The following is an 18787-nucleotide window of genomic DNA, read 5'->3' as shown; positions in this document are numbered from 1 at the left end:
CGCTTACTGGGCGACCGAGACGGGGGCGGCCGCGAAGGGCTGGCCGCCAGGACCGCTGGCGAAGTTCAGCGGCGATACCGCGTCCTGCTGGCCGACGCCGGGCTTAGCGAAGTCGCAGACGCCGCTCGGGAACACGGCCTGCAGGCGGCTGAGCTGTGCTGCGGTCAGCGTCTGCGGCGCATAGTCCGCGGCGTTCAGCGGCTTCAGCTGGCACTTCAGGACATCCTCGCTGAGCGGGCCGCCTGCCACCTGGCGGGGCGATGCGGACGGCTTCAGGAAGGGATCGGCGTCGCAGGCTGCCTTGTCGGTCACCTTCGTCGCTTGCGCGGCATCGCTGCTGAGGTAGCAGAAGTCTGTGGCCTCGGCCGGCTTTCCGCTGGCGACCTTCTGCTGGATCGTTGCGGTGGTCCGCGTGTCCGCCTTGATGTTCGTCAGCCACTTGTCCATGGTGACGAAGGCGTCCGCCGTGACCGCCGCGGTCGGCACGAAGCCGAAGCGGCCGAAGCGCCACAAGGCATGGTTGTCGTGATTGCCGACAGCCTTGTCGAGGCGATCCCGCAGCGAGAAGCTGCGCCACACGTGGTGGATGCCGGTCAGGCCCGCGGCGCTACCGGCAGCGCCGGTGGGCAGCGGAACGATCAGCGAATCATCCCAGCCGCGCAGGTCGATGATGGCCGTCTTGGCGAGCTGCTTGCCGTTGGTGACGATGCCTGCCTTGTAGGCAATGTCGAGCGCTTCGGCATCCGCGGCAGTGCGGGCGCCGCCGGTCAGCACGGAGTCACGGGTGAAGCCGCCGATGCGTTCGTTCAGGGTGACGAACTCTTCCGCGGTGATCGCGCCCGTGGTGAATGCCTTCAGGCCGTACTGCACGCCGACGTTGTCACGCGTGTCGCGGGCAAACTTGCCGTCCGCTGTCTTGCCCCAAACGGCAACGGCGGAATCGAGGGCGCCGCAGCGCGGACCGCTCGGATTCGTCGCCGGATCGTAGACCACGCTTGCGGGCAGGCCGCAGTTGTTGCTCGGGGTCGTCGCCTGCGTGATCGCGCCGGTGACGTTGTCGGTCACGGTGCGGGCGAAGAAGTTGCCGGGCTTGGAGTTGTTTCCGAACAGGTTGTTCCAGGCGTGGCAGGCGGTCTGGTCGACATGGCCGTTGATGGCAGCTTTCTTGGCATTGATCTGCGCCTGCGTGTAACCCGCATTCTGCATCAGGGTCTGCCATTCCGGCTTCTGGTAGAGCTCGACGAGCAGCACGCAATCCTGGACTTCCATCGTCGTCGTTTCCGAGTCGGGGAAGGTGCAGGAAGGAATCACGCCATCGAGCAGGCCGGGCATGATGGAGGAGGCAGTCAGCTGGTTGATCGAGCCGCCCGAGCAGCCGATGCCCGTGGTGAACTTGATCAGGCCGTAGCTCTTCTGGATCTTCTCCTTCATCATCATCACGGTTTCGGCCATGAGGACGCGGTTCGAGTTGTACTGCGAATCGCTCAGGCTGTTCTGCGCCACCATGACGCCGCGCGCGAGGGCCAGGTCGGTCGCCCAGTTGCCTTGCGGACGGAACTGCTTGCGCGGCTGTCCGGTGGAGGAACCGAACTGGTAGAGCACCTTGCCGTTCCAGGTGTTTTGCGGCGCGGTCGCGGTCCAGGGCTTGGCCGGATCGGCCAGCACGGCGATATCGTAGATGCCCCGGTTGAGCGTGCCGCGCTCGCGGCGCACGATGTAGGGCACCTTCACGCCGGTATCGGTGGTGGTCGTCGCCAGGTCGGCAGGCGCGGCCGCGGACGGGTCATAGGGCTTGAAGCAAGAGTTGGCCGGTGCGGATCCGGTGGTCGGGTCGGGCAGCACGGCAGCGCAGCCCGCGGTGGTCGTCTTGTAGAAGTACTTCACCTCGGCGGTGATGTTGCACTGCGCATCCTTGGCGGCGGTGCTCAGGCCGCTGCCGTTGGTGGACGGCGTCGTCCCCGATTCCGCCTGCGGCGCCGGGGTCGCGCAAACCCAGGGCTGGATCTGGGGCCCAGAGAATACCGGTCCGCCGGCGGGCGAGTTGGTTACCGTCAGGGAAGACGTGTGAATGGAGGGCGAGGAAGCGGTGATCGTGTTCGCGCCGTTCGCCAGGTCGGTGACCAGGCCGGTAAAGCGGCCGTCCGCGCGCACGGCGAAATTGCTGCTGACGTCGCGGTTGCCGACCGATACCTTCACGTCGTTCGTCGGCACGTTGGCGGGCAGGGCGATCTCGACCAGCGCGTCGCCGCCGGTCACGAAGTCCGCGCGCGTCGACAGCACCCGGATCTCCGGTGCGGCGGCGCGGTTGTCGCTGCCCCCGCCGCAGGCCGCGAGGACCAGCGTCATCCCGGCCAGGGCGAAGCCGCCCGGCCTGTTCTTCAATTGCTTCATCTTGTCTCCTACGTTGTCTCTTTTGACGGAACGCATCGGGTGCAAACCCTGCGTTCCGCTCCTTTGAAAAGACCGGGCGTTTGCCTTGTGGAAGCGGCCGTCCGGACTCGAGGTCATTATAGGCACCAAGGAGGAATAAAGGCAAAATATGCAAAACGACGTTCTGCAGAGTGGAATTAGATAAATGCCATCTGGAAGTTAAATAACGTTTTGGGTCAAATCAAGCAATGTTTTCGGAGAAATGTGCTGCAATGCGGAAACATCCAACCCCGATTAAAAGCTTGGATGAACCGAGCGAAAGGGGTGCGGCAAGGTGTCGCAAAGGCCAGGCACCCGACTCATGTTCGCAAAAAAAGCAACATTCATTAGCCGCTTTAGAGCTTTTCATCGATTTCCCCTAATGAATCGGGAAAGCGGTTGATCAATGTTGATTCAGTGCAATAAGATGAAAAAACACTGGCATGCCCGGCAACGACCGGCGGCGGGCCGGGACGAGGAGACAAGGTTTTTCAACCATAAGAATTCGGCCTGGACCCCGGGCCAAAAAGGGAGCGCAATGAACTTCACTCGCATGCGGATCGGGCACCGGCTGACTCTGGGTTTTGGCATCGTGACCGCGCTGCTCATCATGCTGGTCGGTCTATCCTATTCCCGCATCACCAGCCTGAGCGGCGTCATCGGACACGTCGTGAAGGAACGCTATCCCACCACCATCGTCGCCAACAACATCAAGGCCGACCTCAACGAAATCACCCGCAGCATGCTGAACGTCCTGGTCATGGGCGACGCGGGCCAGATCAAGAAGGAGATCGCCAACATCGACGAGCGCACCAAGGCCATCGACGGCGCCATCGGCCGCCTCAGCCGGCAGATCACCGAACCGACCGGCGTTGCCCAGGTCAAGGCCATCATCGAATACAAGGACAAGTTCCTGCCGGCGCAGACCAAGTTCGTCTCCCTCGTCAACGAAGACAAGAAGGACGAGGCCATGGTGAAGCTGATGTTCCAGGTGCGGCCGATGCAAGCCAAGTACTTCGAACGCCTCGATGCCTTCATCAAGTACGAAGACCAGCAGATGGCCGAGGCGGGCGCCGATGCCGAAGCCGCGGCCCAGCGCACCGAGTGGTTCATCCTTTCGCTGGCCGCCGCCGCCGTCGGCCTGAGCGTGCTGGTGGGCTTCCTCACCACGCGGCGCATCACACGTCCGCTGAACGAAGCGGTGCGCATCGCCAAATGCGTTTCTGATGGCGACCTTACCAGCCGCATCGAGGTCAAGACCAAGGACGAAACCGGCGAACTGATGGAAGCCTTGCGTTACATGAACGAAAGCCTGTCCCGGATCGTCGGCGAAGTGCGCGGCGGTACCGAAACCATCGCCTCCGCCTCGCGTGAAATCGCCAGCGGCAACCAGGACTTTTCGGCGCATACCCAGACCCAGGCCGGGGCGCTGCAGGATACCGCCGCCTCGATGTCAGTGCTGACCGAGACCGTGAAGAAGAATGCCGAGAATGCGCGCCAGGCGAACCAGCTCGCGGAATCCGCCTCCAGCGTCGCGGTACGAAGCGGCGAGGTGGTGTCGCGCGTCGTCGAAACCATGGCCGGCATCGACGATGCATCCAAGAAGATCGTCGACATCATCGGCGTCATCGACGGCATTGCCTTCCAGACCAACATCCTCGCGCTGAACGCAGCGGTGGAAGCCGCCCGCGCCGGCGAACAGGGCCGCGGCTTCGCTGTGGTGGCGGCCGAGGTGCGCAACCTCGCGCAACGCAGCGCCGCCGCCGCCAAGGAAATCAAGACGCTGATCGGGGACTCGGTGCGGAAAGTGTCGGAAGGATCGACGCTCGTAAACGAAGCCGGCGCCACCATGGACGAAGTCGTTGCCAGCGTCAAGCGCGTCACCGACATCATGAACGAGATCACCGCCGCCAGCCAGGAGCAAAGCACGGGCATCGAGCACGTCAGCACGTCGATCGGGGAGATGGACAGCATGACGCAGCAGAACGCGGCCTTGGTCGAGGAAGCCGCATCCGCCGCGGAAACCATGCAGAACCAGGCATCCAACCTGTCGCGCCTGGTAAGCGTGTTCAAGCTGGGCGAAGGCGCGCGCGCGCCGGCGGCGGGCGATCCTGCCGCCGCGTCCGCTCTCATCGCCCATGAGGCGCCCTTGCGTGCGCCCGCTGCCCGCGTGGCATTGCCAGCGAAGAGAAGCGGCGTGCCGGCGGCGAGGAAAGCGGCGCACGCCGCCACGGCCGGCGACGACTGGGAAGAATTTTAATCACGAGGTTTCCTGGAAAGGAAACCCGCGCTTCGGGAGAGAACCATGAACATCAACGGGATCAGGACAAAATTTGCAATGGCAGCCATGCTGGCTTGCCTCGGCCAGGCGGCGATGGCGATGGACGTCAACGGCGTCAAGCTGGACGATGCCGTCAAGGTCGCCAACCAGGACCTCAAGCTGAATGGCGCGGGCATCCGCACCAAGGCCATCTTCAAGGTCTATGTCGCCGGCCTCTACCTGCCGGAAAAGAAAAAGACGCCGGCCGACATCCTTGCCGCGCAGGGCGCGCGCCGCATGCGCTTGGTGATGCTGCGTGAAGTGAACAGCGAAGAATTCGGGCAAGCCTTCATGGACGGACTTAACGCGAATTCCGACAAGGGCGAAAAGGCGAAGTTCGTGAACCAGACGGTCAAGATGGGCGAGATCTTCGCGGCGATTCCGTCGCTGAAGCAGGGCGATACCGTGACGTCCGACTGGATTCCCGGCACCGGCATGCAGATCCTGGTGAACGACAAGAAGGTTGGCGACGTGATGCCCGATCCGGCGTTCTACAACGCCTTCCTCCGCATCTGGCTGGGCGACAAGCCGGCCGACGCCGATCTCAAGAACAAGCTGCTCGGCGGCTGATGCCGACGAAGGGCCGGCTCACGCTTGCCGGCCCGAACCTGCCAGCAAGTCCGTCAGCCGCGCGACCGAGTCCTCTGCGCCCATGGCGTGCGCCGCGTCGATGGCCGACATGCCCGAGGCGTCGCATGCCGCGGGATTTGCGCCGCGGGATGCGAGCAGGTCGATCGCATCCGTGCGGTTGAACATCGCCGCCATCATCAGCGCGGTCTTGCCATCCGGTCCGGCACCCTCCACATCCGCGCCATGCTCGAGCAGCAACTCGATCATGGCGATGTCGCCCTTGAACGCCGCGCCGGCCAGCGGCGTCTGTCCCCGATCGTTGCTCAGTTCCGTATCTGCTCCATGTTCGAGGAGTTGCTTCGCGAGCGCATGGTGGCCGTGGTAGCAGGCCAGCATCAGCAGGCTGTCGCCTTTCTGGCTGCGCAGGTTGGGCGGCAGGCCGCGCTCGAGCAGAGGCGCGATGCGTTCGGCGTCGCCGGCGCGCGCCGCGTCGATGACTTGCTGCAGGAATTCCAGGGTATCCGGATCCAGCGCGGCCACGCGAGCGGCCTCGTCGGATTGCTGCTGGGATGGATTCACGATGTGCTCCGCTTGATCTGCGTTCGTGCCGCGCGGAAGCCGCGCCGGCACGACAGGATGAGGCTCAGGCGCTCTTGCGTTCGCTCGCGCTGGCGGCGCACTTTTCGACCATCAGGAAGAAGTGCGCCTTGACGCCGAGGATGCGCTTGTGGCCGACGTCGTTCTTCGGCTTGCCGGGCAGCAGGCTGGCCAGGCGATAGAGCGTGGTGGAGTCGACCAGCTGGAAGCTGTGTTCCGCCGCCCATGCGTTCTTTCCCGTCCAGCGCAGGACGCGCCGCCACCAGGCGTCCGGCAACCAGTGCAGGAAGGGCAGGGCGGTATTGAACTCGAATGGATGCCAGCGATTGCTGGTGCCCAGGAACACTCCCTTGCGCGAAATACGGCTCAGCTCCTTGAGCAAGGCGTATTGCCGTTCGAGCGTGCCCATGCGCTCGATGACTTCGTTGCAGAACACCCAGTCGAAGGAAGCGTCGGCGAAAGGCAGGTGCAGTTCGTTCGGTTCGCGCGACAGGTCGATGGCGTCGGGATGTCGGTAGGGGCGCGGCGCCGCATGCTTGGGTGCGGCGATCTCGTAGGTGATGATGCGTGATCTCTCCTGCGACGAACTCCATTCCCACAGGCAGTTGGTGCTGTCGAACAGCGGCGAGGGAGAGATGCATACGTTCAGGACCGTGTCGTAGGGCTGGGCGCCCCGGAACGCGGAAAATGCGTCGAAAAGCCTGCGCCGCTGCGACGTGCGAATGCGCTCGATCAAACTACCTTGCGCCAGGGATCCGGCTTCCGCGTTGACGGTGTTCTTCAACTCATTCTCCTGTTGTCTGCGCCGGCAGGAACGATGAGCCGGCTTGCATATTATTTAATGGCTGCACAAGGAGAATTTGTTAAAAGACAAAAGCTGATAGCGTACCCGCCGCGCGCGGCACGATGCTCTGCGTCAGGATAACGACATGCCATCTGGCAAGGCGCCGTCATGACGGTGCGGCATTGCTGCCCTCAGGCAATGGCGCGCTCGGTTTCTGTCGTGAACAGGGTGGGAATAATCTCCGGCAGCACCGGCTTGCTGAAGAGATAACCCTGCATGATGTCGCAGCCGTGCCGGCGCAGGAAGTCGAGTTGCTGCTCGGACTCCACGCCCTCCGCCACGACCCTGAGCTTCATGCTGTGCGCAAGCGCGATGACCGCGGTCACGATGGCGCGGTCATCGGCATCGATGTCGATGTCGCGCACGAAGGACTGGTCGATCTTCAGGATGTGGATGGGCAGGCGCTTCAGGTAGGACAGCGAGGAGTACCCGGTGCCGAAGTCGTCGATGGAAAGCTGCACGCCCATGCGATGCAGCTTGCCCATCATTGCCAACGAACGGGCGCTGTCCTCCATGAGGATGCTTTCCGTCAGTTCGAGTTCGAGCAGCTCGGCCGGCAGTTCGAACTCACGCAGCAGGTTCTCGATGGTATCGCCGACATCGCCCTGGTGGAATTGCCGCGCGGAGAGGTTGACGGCGATGCGGACCGGCATGCCGGCGCGCTGCCATTCCTTGGCCTGCCGGCAGGCGGTGCGCAGGGTCCACTCGCCGATGCGGATGATCATGCCGTTCTCTTCGGCAAGGGGAATGAACTGGGCCGGCGAGACCATGCCGAGTTCGGGATGCCGCCAGCGTATCAATGCCTCGCAGCCGATGATTTCCCCCGTGCGGATGTCGACCTGGGGCTGGTAGTTCAGCAGGAATTCGTCGCGGTCGATGGCGCGGTGCATCGCGGTTTCCAGCGCCAGGCGCTCGGTTTCCTGCTGGCCGAAGCCGGCATCGTAGAGCTCGTACCACGAGCCGCCCGCATGCTTGGCGCGATACATCGCGATGTCGGCATGCTTGAGCAGCAGGTCGGTCGATATGCCATCGTCCGGATAGGTGCTGATGCCGATGCTTACGTGGACGAAGACTTCCAGCTTGTCGATGGTGAAGGGATGCTTGAAGGTGTCGAGGATGCGCTGGGCGGTTTCGCAGGCATGCTGTTTCGTCTGGATGTCGCCGAGCACGATCGTGAATTCGTCGCCGCCCATGCGCGCGACCGTATCCATTTCCCTCACGCAACCGCGCAGGCGGTGCGCCGCCTGCTGCAGCAGCTGGTCGCCGGCGCCGTGGCCCATGCTGTCGTTGACCACCTTGAAGCGGTCGAGGTCGAGGAACATGATCGCGAAGCGGATGTCTGGATTGCGCTTTGCCTGGGCCATCAGCTGGCTGATGCGGTCATTGAAGAGCATGCGGTTGGGCAGCCCGGTCAGTTGGTCGTAGTACAGCTGGTGCATGATCCGCTCTTCGGCGCTCTTGCGCTCGGAGATGTCGCTGAACACGCCGATGAAATTGCAGACGTTGCCCTGTTCGTCCGAGACCTGGCTGATGTTCAGCCATTGCGGATAAATGACGCCGTCCTTGCGCTTGTTCCAGATTTCGCCTTGCCACTTGCCGGTCGCGGCGATGGATTGCCACATCGCATCGTAGAAGTCCTGCGACTGCCGCCCCGAACTCAGCATGCTCGGATTGCGGCCAAGCACTTCCATCATGTGGTAGCCCGTGATGTCGGTGAATGCCTGGTTGATGCCGAGGATCTGCCCGTTCTCATTCGTGATCACCATGCCCTCCAGCGAATTCTGGAAAACCTGGTTTGCCAGCCGCATCGATTGTTCTGCGCGCTTGCGCTCGCTGGATTCGCGGTAGGTCAGCGCGGCGATCAGGCAGAAGAAGACCGAGGCCGCGAGCGACATGCCGATCAGCGTGGCGCGCGCCGTGTCGTTGGCGATGGCGGCGTTGTCGCGATCCTCCCTGAGCATCGTGAGGCCCTCGGCGTCCTCCTGCCGTACCAGTCGTTCGCTGGCGTGGACGTACAGCGTTTCCAGATCCTCGAGTCCGTTCGCCAGGCTCCACCAGCCGACATTGGAGACCAGGAAGCCAGACGCCGCGCCGACCAGGAACATCAGGCTTAGCAGATTTGAATGAATGAATTTGCGCATGCGGTTCGCTTTCTTGACGCCGCCCGACGCGGGTTCGCCGCGCAGCCGTTTTGAAAAGACCCGGCTTCCTGGCCAGGGTTATTTCCCTTTTGCAAGTAATATGCCAATTGGCTAACAGCCCCTGACAACATTGCCGTGGCGAGAGGCGGGACGGGCGCGGGAGGACGTTGGATGAGAACTTCGGACGAGAACGGCGGGTCTTTCCATTGCTGGGAAAATCGGCGAGCCTTTTCCCCAATGTCGGGAACGGGATTATCGTCGCTGGGAATTTCATGCCGCCGGAGGTACCATTACGGCCTCGTCGACATGCGGTCGCGCATGACTGCCGCGTCATGATGCCAACGGCGAAAGAGGATGCATTACTATTAACCTTGTCGCTTCAACCATTTTCCGGGACGGAATCCCGGCAAACAAGATTCAAACACCATCTTCATGAAATCTCTCGAAGTATTGATCGTCGACGACGAACCGGCCATCCGCAAGGTGCTGGCGGTCCATCTCACCCGTTCCGGCTTCGCCGTGCAGGAGGCGGCCAGCGGAGGCGAGGCGCTGGCCTATCTCTCGAAAGGGGGAATCGACGTTGCCATCAGCGACATCCAGATGCCGGACTTCAGCGGCATCGAGCTGGTCCGCCGGGCCCGCTCCGCGGGCGTGGAGACCAGCTTCATCATGATGACCGCGCATGCCTCGGTGGATACCGCCATCGATGCCATCAAGGCCGGTGCATCGGACTACATGATCAAGCCGGTGCGCAACGACGAGGTGCTGCATCGCCTGATGAAGGTTGCGGACCTGCGGCGTCTCAGTTCCGAGAACAAGGTCCTGAGAAATCTCGTTCTCGGGAGCCGGGACGAGATGTTCGGCTTCGTTTCATCCTCGATGCGCGACCTCGATCGCCTGATCGCCAAGGTGGCGCCGACCGATTCCACCGTGCTCGTCACCGGCGAGAGCGGCACGGGCAAGGGCGTGATCGCGCGCCAGATCCACCAGCAAAGCCAGCGTTCCGACGGCCCCTTCATCCCGGTGAACTGCGGAGCGATCCCGGAAAACCTGATGGAAAGCGAATTGTTCGGGCACGTGAAAGGCTCCTTCACCGGCGCCGACAAGGCCCGGAAAGGGCTGTTTCTCGAGGCGGACAAGGGCACCATCTTCCTCGACGAGATCGGCGAACTGCCCTTGTCGCTGCAGGTGAAGCTGCTGCACGTGATCGAAGAGAAGACCGTGCGCCCGGTCGGCAGCGAACAGGCGAAGCGCGCTGACGTGCGCATCGTCGCGGCGACAAACCGGGATCTCGGCCAGATGGTGGCCGAGGGCCGGTTCCGCGAAGACCTGTATTTCCGCTTGAGTGTTTTCCATGTCCACGTGCCGCCGCTGCGCGAGCGGCGCCAGGACGTTCCCCAGCTGGTCCGGTTCTTGCTGAGCAGAGGTGCAAAGCGCATGAACCACGGGACTGAGTTGTCGATGGAGCCGGAAGTCGAGGCGATCCTCTCGGCGTACGACTGGCCCGGTAACGTTAGGGAGATGGAAAACGTGATTGACCGAGCATTGATCCTGGCCGACGAAGGCCGCATTACCACCGCAGACCTGCCGCCCCAGATCGCGCGCATCATTCCGCCGGCGGAAGCCGGCGCGGCGGCTCCGGCTTCCGGCAATGGCTTGCGCGACCAGGTACGACGCTTCGAATGCAGCGTCATCCTGAAGGCGATCGCCGACAACAACGGCGACCGCCGCACCGCCGCCCAGAAGCTGGGAATCGGCCTTTCCAGCCTCTATCGCAAGATGGAAGAGTACGAGGTCCTCGGCCTGTTGAAAAACGGCCAGATGGTGGTCGACTGACCGCTTCATCATTCTTCCGGTAATCCTCCGCCGGGCGCAGCAGCACAACGCGGCCGACTCGGATTCGGATAGGTACCGGGCGCGCCGCGCGGGGACGCGCGGCGCCGGAAATTCCCCTTCGACACCTTGACACATCGCTGCCCGGCGAGATGTCTCTTCGGGCAACGTTGTTCGCCTTTCTCAAGGTTTCAGTCTTTTCAGCGAGCTGATTAAGAATTATTATCATTCGCATGCTATACTCAGTAACAAGCCGGTTCTCTTTCGAAAGCGAACAATGTCCGCAGTTTTGAGCGATCCCTCTTTCCAAGTCGCGCCCAGCCACCTCGGTAACCTGAGGAAAGGCGAGAGCGCCGTGGTTTCCAGCCTGTCGGCCGCCTTGTCCCCGGAGCAATCCGCCCTGAGGACGCGCCTTCTCGAGCTCGGCTTCGTTCCCGGCGAACGCGTTCGCATCGTGGCGGAATCCTTTCCCCACCGCGACCCCATCGCCGTCAAGCTCGGCAACACGACATTTGCCCTGCGGCGCCATGAAGCCGCGCTCATCCATGTCATGCCGGTCGACGGCGATTCCCTGGCGTCCGCCGCGAAAAGCCGCCGCCAAGCCTGATCGTCAAGAATTCCATGAATACTGCCCGCCCCCTACGCCTTGCCTTGGTGGGTAATCCCAATTGCGGCAAGACCGCGCTCTTCAACCGCCTCACCGGCGCCCGCCAGAAAGTCGCCAACTATGCCGGCGTGACGGTCGAGCGCAAGGAAGGCCAGTTCACTTCCGACGCGGGCCACAACTACCAGATCGTGGACCTGCCGGGCGCCTACAGCCTGAACGCGATGACGCCCGACGAAGCCATCACCCGCGACGTGCTGTTCGGCACCCGCACGGATGACGTGCCGCCGGATGTCATCGTGCTGGTGGCCGATGCGACCAACCTGCGGCTGAACCTCAGGCTGGTGCTCGAAGTGCTGCGGCTCCAGCGGCCGACCGTCCTCGCGCTCAACATGATGGACGTCGCGCGCAAGCGCGGATTGCAGATCGACATCGCGCGCCTGCGCCAGGAACTCGGCATCCCGGTCATCGAGACGGTGGCTGTCAAGCCGGGCGGCAGCGGTTCCCTCGTCACCCAGTTCGACGAACTGGCGCGCCAGCCATGGGCGCTCGAGCCGCCGGCCCGGGACGACGCCTCGCGTTTCAACGCCGACAACAGCCACACGCTGGAAGCGACCCAGCGCGAGGTGCGGCGCATCCTCGACAACGTCATCACCGAGCATGGCGAAGAAAACACGATCGGCGAAAAGATCGATGCGGTGGTGCTTCACCCGGTGCTGGGCTACGTCATCCTCGCCGCCGTGCTTTTCCTCGTATTCCAAGCGGTATTCAGCTGGTCCAAGCTGCCGATGGACTTCATCAAGGAAAGCATCGACGGACTTGGCAGGATGGTGCAGACCGCGATGCCCGACGGCATCCTGCGCAGCCTGCTGGTCGACGGCATCATTTCCGGCGTCGGCAGCGTGCTTGTGTTCCTGCCGCAGATCCTGATCCTGTTTCTCTTCATCCTGTCGCTTGAAGAATCCGGCTACCTGCCGCGCGCGGCCTTCCTGCTCGACCGCCTGATGGGCAGCGTCGGCTTGTCCGGCCGTGCCTTCATCCCCTTGCTGTCGAGCTTCGCCTGCGCCGTGCCCGGCATCATGGCGACCCGCACCATCCAGGATCCGCGCGACCGGCTGGCCACCATCATGATCGCTCCGCTGATGACATGCTCCGCGCGCCTGCCGGTCTATGCACTGATCATCGGCGCCTTCATTCCCGACCGTCCGGTGGGCATCCTCAACCTGCAGGGACTCGTGCTTTTCGGGCTGTATTTCGCCGGCATCCTGGCGGCGATGGCGGTGGCCTACGTCATCAAGCGCACCATCGGCAAGGGACGCTACCAGCCCCTGATGCTGGAGCTGCCGAACTACCACTGGCCGCACGCGCGCAACCTCGCCATCGGCCTGTGGGAACGGGCTCGCATTTTCGTGACGCGGGTAGGCACCATCATCCTGTCGCTGATGATCATCCTCTGGTTCCTGTCGAGCTTCCCCGGCGCGCCGGACGGCGCGACCGGCCCGGCGATCCAGTACAGCTTTGCCGGCCATGTGGGCCGGTGGCTGGAAGTCCTGTTCGCGCCGATCGGTTTCAACTGGCAGATTTCCATCGCGCTGGTGCCGGGACTCGCGGCGCGCGAGGTGGCTGTGGGGGCGCTGGGCACGGTGTACGCCCTGTCGGCCACGGGCGAAGAGGTGGCAACCGCGCTCACGCCCATGATCGCCGCGACCTGGTCGCTGCCGACCGCGTTTTCCCTGCTGGCCTGGTATGTGTTCGCGCCGCAGTGCATTTCCACCTTGTCCATCGTGCGCCGGGAAACCAATACCTGGAAGGCGCCGGTGGCCATGGCGGCCTACATGTTCGCGCTGGCCTACCTAGCGTCGTTCCTGACGTACCAGGTGAGCCGCGCTCTTCTGGGAGGCTGAATCATGAACTTGCAGGAATGGATCGTCGGAGCAATCGTGCTGGTCGCGTTCGCCGCGGTCTGCCGGCGCTACCTGCCGCGCACCATCCGGCAAGCGCTGCGTTCGGGCATGGTCAAGCTGGCCACCGGCTTGTCGATGCACGGACTCGCGCGCCGGCTATCCGCGGTCCGGGAAGAGGGCGGTTCCTGTGGGGATGGCTGCGGCAGTTGCGGCGGGTGCGGCAGTCCCGCTGGCACCGATGCCAAGGACGGCGCGCAACCGCCGGCGCGCGTCATTCCCTTGAAGATGATTCGCCATTGATTTCCGGGCGGCGGTTTGCGACCGCGCCCGCAGCGCCTTGGCTTTCCTTTCCGTCCTGGCCGGACACTGCCTTCGTCGCCGGCTCATCCGCCGGTGAATCCAGTTCCTTGCCGTCCCCCGGCCCCTTGTCGGGCTCATCCAGCTTGACGTCCAGGTAACCTTCCATCAATTCGAAGAAGCGGTCATAGAACCGGCGCACGGGAATGGTTTCGCTGCCGGTCTTCACCATGGAGTCATCGGTGGAGCCGAAGGGCAGCGAGACCGAACCGAGCACGCCCACGCCAAGGCTGGCGGAATTGGAACTTTTCTTCAAGGTGTAGCGGTCGCGCACGGCGTTGACGAAGGCGGTCGTCGTATTGCTGCCCTTGGCATTAATTGCGCATACCACGTGGAATTCGATCTGCACGTGGGTGTCGTGGTCAGGCTGGAAATTCTTGCGGCCATTGATCTGGGACGGCTTGACGAGCGTGATGATGTACCCCTGGCTCAGCAGGGCGCGGCGCGCGGCTTCGCAGGTCGACTCATCCGTGCCGGGGAAAATGCGGGAATAGGTGTCGGCCGAGCCGAAGTCTTCGGCGCGATAGTCCGATTGTTTCTTCGGCATGGTTGTGCCGCAGGCACACAGCACGGCGGCGCAGGTGGTGGCGAGAAGGATCGATTTGAATGTCATGATCGCTCGAGGAAGCTGCAACCGGATGGAGTATACCGAGAAAACATGACGGGATGCCCGATGCCATCGCCTCGGCGGCGTTGGCAGGCGGTGAGCGGCCGCGCAGGCCGCGTTCCCGTGCACTTACCTGGGCTGCGGGTCGGTGACGAAACCCATCTTGCCAAGCCCGCCCCGCTGCGCGGCGGCCATCACCTGAGCCACGCTCTCGTACTGCGTGGTGCGTGCCGCGCTCAGGTGCAGTTCCGGCTGCGGTTCGCGACGCGAGGCGGCGGCAATCCGTGCGTCGAGTTCCGCCATGTTCACCGGCGCGCCGTTCCAGAATACCTTGCCTTGCGCATCGATGGCGACCTGGATGCTGTCGGGCTTGGTCTCCAGCGGCTGGCTGACCGCGCGCGGCAGGTCGAGATTGACGCTATGGTTGATCACCGGGATGGTGATGATGAAAATGATCAGCAGCACCAGCATGACGTCGACCAGCGGCGTGGTATTGATCTCGGGATTGAAATCGTCCTCGTTGTCGGACAGCGAACCCATTGCCATCATGCGCCCCCGACGACGACTAGGCGGGCCTTGCCTTCGTCGCCCGACTCGGCGCGTGACCCGGTGACGAACAGCGAATGCAAGTCGAAACCGAATTTGTTGAGCTTGGAAATGATGCCCTTGTTGCCGCGGACGAGCGCGTTGTAGCCGAAGCTGGCGGGAATCGCCACCGCGAGGCCGAGTGCGGTCATGATCAGCGCTTCCCCGACGGGGCCGGCGACCTTGTCGATGCTCGCCTGGCCGGAGGTGCCGATCGACACCAAGGCATGATAGATGCCCCAGACGGTGCCGAAGAGGCCAACGAAGGGCGCGCTCGATCCGACCGATGCCAGAACCGCCATGCCTGCCTGCAGGCGTCCGGCGGCTTCGTCGATCGCCTGCCGCAGGCAGAGCGTGGTCCAGTCGCTCAGCGACAACTGGTCGTGCAGGTGCCCCTTGTGGGCGTTGTGGTGGCGCAGCGCGCCAACGCCGGACTGCGCGATATCGGCGAAAGGGTTGCCGCTGCCGAGCGCGGCCAGTCCTTCCTGCAGGTTGGTGGTGTCCCAGAATGCGTGGCCGGCGGCGCGCGCGGAGCGCGAGTAGCGCCAGATCTGGATCGCCTTGGTGACGATCACATACCAGGACGCGACAGACATGGCGAGCAGCAGCATGGCGACGATCTTCGTGACGGCATCGCCTTGCATCCACAGGCTTTCCAGGCCGTAGGGGCTTGATTGCATGATGTTTCTTCCTTAATCCAGTTGAAATGCGATGGGGACGAGGGCGTACATGGGCACGGGCTTGCCATCCTCGGCATAGGGCTTGAAAACCGCGCGCAGAACCGCCTGGCGGGCGGCTTCGTCGAGGCGGGGCGAGCCCGAGCTTTTCTGTATCTCGATGCGTTCCGCCACCCCGCGCTCGTTGACCAGCACGCGCAACATGACCTTGCCTTCCTCGCCAAGCCGGCGTGCTCCATTCGGATATTCCGGCCGGGGCGGCTGGATGTATTCGATACCGCTGCTGACCGTTTTGGGCTGCGCCGGCGCGGAAGGCGCCGAAGGGGTGGAATACGCGGATGCAGAGGGAGACGCCGCGGCGTTGGCCGCTCGGTTATCGATCGCCGTGCCGGAGGCCGCCGATGGCGCGGCAGGGGTTGCTGGTGCAGGTGGCGCAGGTGGCGCAGGCTGGGCGGACAATGCTTCAGGTTGCACGATCGCTTTCGGCGACGGCGTCTTGTTGAGCAGAGCGGGTTGCGCGGCCGGCGCGGAATTCCTGACGGTTGCGGGATTGACCGGCTGCGATTTGACAGGGGCGGGAGCCGGGACGCTCAGGGAAGACGGCCGCGGCGATTCCTGGGTGATGAAGCTGGCAATGACTTCGCGCGGAACGCGGCGGGCCGTTTCAGCCGGAAGGCTGGTCCGCAAGGCGTAAAGTACGGCGCCATGCAGGAACAGGATGATCGCCAGCGGCGCAAGACGTTTGATCGACGTGGTGATGACGGTGGGTTGCGGACCGGATGCCATGGGCGAATTGCTGTCGGGAAGCGTGCAACCGGAAGTGGTTGCGGCGCGCCGGACGGTTTTTATAAATAAGAATGATTCGCATTATTATATCGCACTTTTGCATGGGAACCGCATCAAATTGGCAATTTTCAGGCGCGTCCGCGGATGCTAGCCAAGGCAGTTGCTACGCAAGCTTCGAGGTCGTCGCCTGCCGGCGTGGAAAAGCTGATCCGTTCCCGGTGGCCGGCACGGTGCATGTCGATGCCATACGCATCGATGCCTAGCAGGAGGACTGCCGGCGGAATCTTTGCACTCGCGATCACGGAGGCTTCGCGTTCCGGCGTGATCGTCAATGCAGGCGGCGTTTCCGCGAAGTCCAGCCATCCCATCCTTGCAAACCCACCGATGAAACGGATGCGACGGGGCCGAAGCACGCAAAAGAACATGTCGCCAAGCGCGAGGTAGGATTCGGCTTCGGGCCGGTACCGCAGATAGCGTGCGGCCAATGCTTCCGACCTGTCGAGGAATTCGATTTCGCCCACCATGGTCATGCGCGCGGATTCCAGCACGTCTTGCGTGCCGGGGGCGGCGACCAGCAGGCTGGCGCGCCGGTCGGCCTTGAGGTTGCGTGCATGCTCAGCAAGGCCGCTCATCAGGAAAAGCGGTTCATGGAGCGCTGTCGGCGCGTAGGGAAGGACGGTGGCGAATGGATAGCCTGGCACCTGCTGCGAATGGGTGGCAAGGGCGCCGGATTCGCAGGAATGCAGTAGGTGCAGCGCGGTTTCGAGTGTGGGCTTGGACAAGTCGGATTCCTTGCGAATGTGTTACGGAGTGCATTGTGTGTAACAGCTGATGACATATGGCAACACGCAGAAATTGCATGATTACACTTTGCCCAGTCCAGCGTGTCATCACAGAACACTTCATCGATTATGCCAAGGAGGGCAGCATGAACAAGCATCCTATCCAGTACTCTCTCATCGCGGCGGCCTGCGCAGCCCTCATCATGTCAGCCTGCGGCGGCGGTGGCGGCGATTCGGCAAGCGCCGCAAGCAACACGCCCGCAGCCTCGACCGTGCTCGCGGATTCATTCATGTCCGGCACCGTCACCGGTTTCGGCAGCATCTTCGTCGATGGCAAGCGGGTGGACGACCGCAACGTCACCGCCGGCAAGGAAAATGCCGACGGCAGCATCGCGAGCCAGGAACTCAAGCTGGGACAGCACGTCATGGTGGAAAATGATGCCAGCCTCGCGGCGCGGCTCATCCGCGTGGAATCGCAGGTGGAAGGGGCCGTCAGCGCCGTCGACGGCAGCGCGGGTACCCTGACGGTGCTGGGCCAGAACATCAGGATCAACACCGATGCCAGCCTCGGTCCCGTGACGGTCTTCGGCGATCCCTATGCCAAGCTGGCCGACGTTGCCCTCAATGACCAAGTCGAAGTCCATGGACTGGCGAAAACGGATAGCGCCGGCAAGACGGTCATCCAGGCCACGCGCATCGAGAAGAAGGTTTCGGCGGAAGCGAGCGTACTGCGCGGCATCGTGTCGTCCCTGTCGGCGAGCGCGAAGACCTTCAAGATCAATGACCTCGTGGTGAACTACGGCAATGCGAATGTCACTCCGGCCTCGATGACGCTGGCCGAGGGACAGGAAGTGGCGATCTGGATCCCGCAGAACGCGGTGACGACGGCGCCGGCAACGACGACGACCACGGGCAGCACTGGCACCACGACGACGACCGGCACCACCACCGGCACCACCACCGCGACCGCCTCTCCGGCGCAGGTTACCACCGCCAACGCCACGAAGATCAAGATCCGCGACCGCAAGTCCGAGAACCAGAGCATGGACTTCCAGCTTGGCGGTGCAATCGCGAAACTCGATCCCACGGCCAAGACCTTCGTGATCGATGGCATCAGCATCGATGCATCGTCGGCCACCTTTGACCAGGCCGGCAAGACATTCGCCGACCTGAAGGATGGGGCCTATGTGCGCGTCAAGGGGACTTTCCAGGCGAACGGCAGCCTGAAGGCACAGACCATTACGCTGCGCACGCTGGAGACGGAAGGAATCGGCGACGTCGAGCTGCACGGCACGATCCTGAACTTCAAGTCGAACGCGGACTTCACGGTGCGGGACGTCCAGGTCGATGCCAGCAACGCGAAGGTCACCTGCGGAACGACCGCGCTGGCGAACAACGTCCAGGTCGAAGTCGAAGGCAAGCTGGCGACCGGCGGCAAGCTGGCAGCGACGCAGGTGAAATGCGAAACGCCCCAGGAAAACGTGACCATCCAGGCGCGCAGCGGACTCGTGGTGAAGGTCGATCTCGTTGCCAAGACCCTGACCATTGGCAGCGGCACGGAGAGCGTCACCGTGCAGTGGACCAGCGGCACGCTCTTCGTGAATGTCGAGCAGGCAGCGCTTTCCGGCAAGACGGTCGTGATCGAAGGCGTGGTTTCCGGCGGCGTGTTCCGCGCAACGAAGATCAAGCTGGTGAAGTAAGTCCTCCGCGGCGGCATCCCTCGGCAGCAACGAGGGTGCCGTCGCAAGCCTTGCCCGCGGCAAGGCATCCC

General features: G+C 63.3%; 16 protein-coding genes. 7 read left to right on the top strand and 9 right to left on the bottom strand.

Annotated elements, in window-relative coordinates; all coding sequences use genetic code 11:
- Positions 1 to 3 precede the first annotated feature (3 nt).
- Positions 4 to 2391 carry a DUF6351 family protein gene (locus tag G3574_RS01985; RefSeq protein WP_163960324.1) on the bottom strand — a complete coding sequence of 796 codons (2388 nt, stop codon included), beginning with the start codon at positions 2389 to 2391 and terminating at the stop codon, positions 4 to 6.
- Between the two features lie 556 nt (positions 2392 to 2947).
- Here G3574_RS01985 and G3574_RS28755 point away from each other — a divergent pair.
- On the top strand, positions 2948 to 4669 hold the full coding sequence (locus tag G3574_RS28755; protein WP_328804700.1) for a methyl-accepting chemotaxis protein: 1722 nt from the start codon (positions 2948 to 2950) through the stop codon (positions 4667 to 4669).
- 45 nt (positions 4670 to 4714) lie between these two features.
- On the top strand, positions 4715 to 5299 hold the full coding sequence (locus G3574_RS01975; protein WP_163960323.1) for a chalcone isomerase family protein: 585 nt from the start codon (positions 4715 to 4717) through the stop codon (positions 5297 to 5299).
- 18 nt (positions 5300 to 5317) lie between these two features.
- On the opposite strand, the gene G3574_RS01970 is transcribed toward G3574_RS01975, so the two are convergent.
- From G3574_RS01970 to G3574_RS01960, 3 genes are all read right to left on the bottom strand, one after another.
- On the bottom strand, positions 5318 to 5881 hold the full coding sequence (locus G3574_RS01970; protein ID WP_407941590.1) for an ankyrin repeat domain-containing protein: 564 nt from the start codon (positions 5879 to 5881) through the stop codon (positions 5318 to 5320).
- Positions 5882 to 5942: 61 nt separating this feature from the next.
- Positions 5943 to 6680 (bottom strand): methyltransferase domain-containing protein, encoded by a 738-nt coding sequence (locus tag G3574_RS01965; protein ID WP_163960322.1) that lies wholly within the window; start codon positions 6678 to 6680, stop codon positions 5943 to 5945.
- Positions 6681 to 6871: 191 nt separating this feature from the next.
- Positions 6872 to 8881, bottom strand: coding sequence for a putative bifunctional diguanylate cyclase/phosphodiesterase (locus G3574_RS01960; protein ID WP_163960321.1), 2010 nt, complete (start codon positions 8879 to 8881; stop codon positions 6872 to 6874).
- 432 nt (positions 8882 to 9313) lie between these two features.
- Here G3574_RS01960 and G3574_RS01955 point away from each other — a divergent pair, with 432 nt between their 5' ends.
- The 4 genes from G3574_RS01955 to G3574_RS01940 all read left to right on the top strand — a co-directional run bounded on the left by G3574_RS01955 (position 9314) and on the right by G3574_RS01940 (position 13522).
- Positions 9314 to 10717 carry a sigma-54-dependent transcriptional regulator gene (locus G3574_RS01955; RefSeq protein WP_163960320.1) on the top strand — a complete coding sequence of 468 codons (1404 nt, stop codon included), beginning with the start codon at positions 9314 to 9316 and terminating at the stop codon, positions 10715 to 10717.
- Positions 10718 to 10991: 274 nt separating this feature from the next.
- Positions 10992 to 11321 carry a FeoA family protein gene (locus G3574_RS01950; protein WP_163960319.1) on the top strand — a complete coding sequence of 110 codons (330 nt, stop codon included), beginning with the start codon at positions 10992 to 10994 and terminating at the stop codon, positions 11319 to 11321.
- Between the two features lie 14 nt (positions 11322 to 11335).
- Positions 11336 to 13222 (top strand): ferrous iron transport protein B, encoded by a 1887-nt coding sequence (feoB, locus tag G3574_RS01945; RefSeq protein WP_163960318.1) that lies wholly within the window; start codon positions 11336 to 11338, stop codon positions 13220 to 13222.
- Positions 13223 to 13225: 3 nt separating this feature from the next.
- Positions 13226 to 13522: a DUF6587 family protein gene (locus tag G3574_RS01940; protein WP_163960317.1), complete on the top strand. Its 297-nt coding sequence runs from the start codon at positions 13226 to 13228 to the stop codon at positions 13520 to 13522.
- On the opposite strand, the gene G3574_RS01935 is transcribed toward G3574_RS01940, so the two are convergent.
- The 5 genes from G3574_RS01935 to G3574_RS01915 form a co-directional block, all read right to left on the bottom strand.
- On the bottom strand, positions 13494 to 14192 hold the full coding sequence (locus tag G3574_RS01935) for a DUF2242 domain-containing protein (RefSeq protein ID WP_163960316.1): 699 nt from the start codon (positions 14190 to 14192) through the stop codon (positions 13494 to 13496). The two genes, G3574_RS01940 and G3574_RS01935, sit on opposite strands and share 29 nt — an antisense overlap.
- Positions 14193 to 14315: 123 nt before the next feature.
- Positions 14316 to 14732: an ExbD/TolR family protein gene (locus tag G3574_RS01930; RefSeq protein WP_163960427.1), complete on the bottom strand. Its 417-nt coding sequence runs from the start codon at positions 14730 to 14732 to the stop codon at positions 14316 to 14318.
- The gene (locus G3574_RS01925) at positions 14732 to 15451 is read right to left on the bottom strand and encodes a MotA/TolQ/ExbB proton channel family protein (protein ID WP_163960315.1); all 720 of its coding nucleotides are present in this window, start codon (positions 15449 to 15451) and stop codon (positions 14732 to 14734) included. Before G3574_RS01925 ends, G3574_RS01930 begins: the two co-directional genes overlap by 1 nt.
- Before the next feature lie 12 nt (positions 15452 to 15463).
- A complete protein-coding gene (locus tag G3574_RS01920) occupies positions 15464 to 16234 on the bottom strand; it encodes an energy transducer TonB (protein WP_163960314.1) in 771 nt (256 codons plus the stop codon).
- 128 nt (positions 16235 to 16362) lie between these two features.
- Positions 16363 to 17016 (bottom strand): HugZ family pyridoxamine 5'-phosphate oxidase, encoded by a 654-nt coding sequence (locus tag G3574_RS01915; RefSeq protein WP_235952901.1) that lies wholly within the window; start codon positions 17014 to 17016, stop codon positions 16363 to 16365.
- A gap of 146 nt (positions 17017 to 17162) precedes the next feature.
- Between G3574_RS01915 and G3574_RS01910 the strand changes: the two genes are divergently transcribed.
- Complete coding sequence (locus G3574_RS01910; protein ID WP_163960313.1) at positions 17163 to 18716, top strand: DUF5666 domain-containing protein; 1554 nt, start codon at positions 17163 to 17165, stop codon at positions 18714 to 18716.
- Positions 18717 to 18787 lie beyond the last annotated feature (71 nt).

The sequence above is a fragment of the Noviherbaspirillum galbum genome (assembly GCF_010974945.1).
GTDB classification, from domain to species: domain Bacteria; phylum Pseudomonadota; class Gammaproteobacteria; order Burkholderiales; family Burkholderiaceae_D; genus Noviherbaspirillum; species Noviherbaspirillum galbum.
This window is presented reverse-complemented; position numbering and strand designations above follow the sequence as displayed.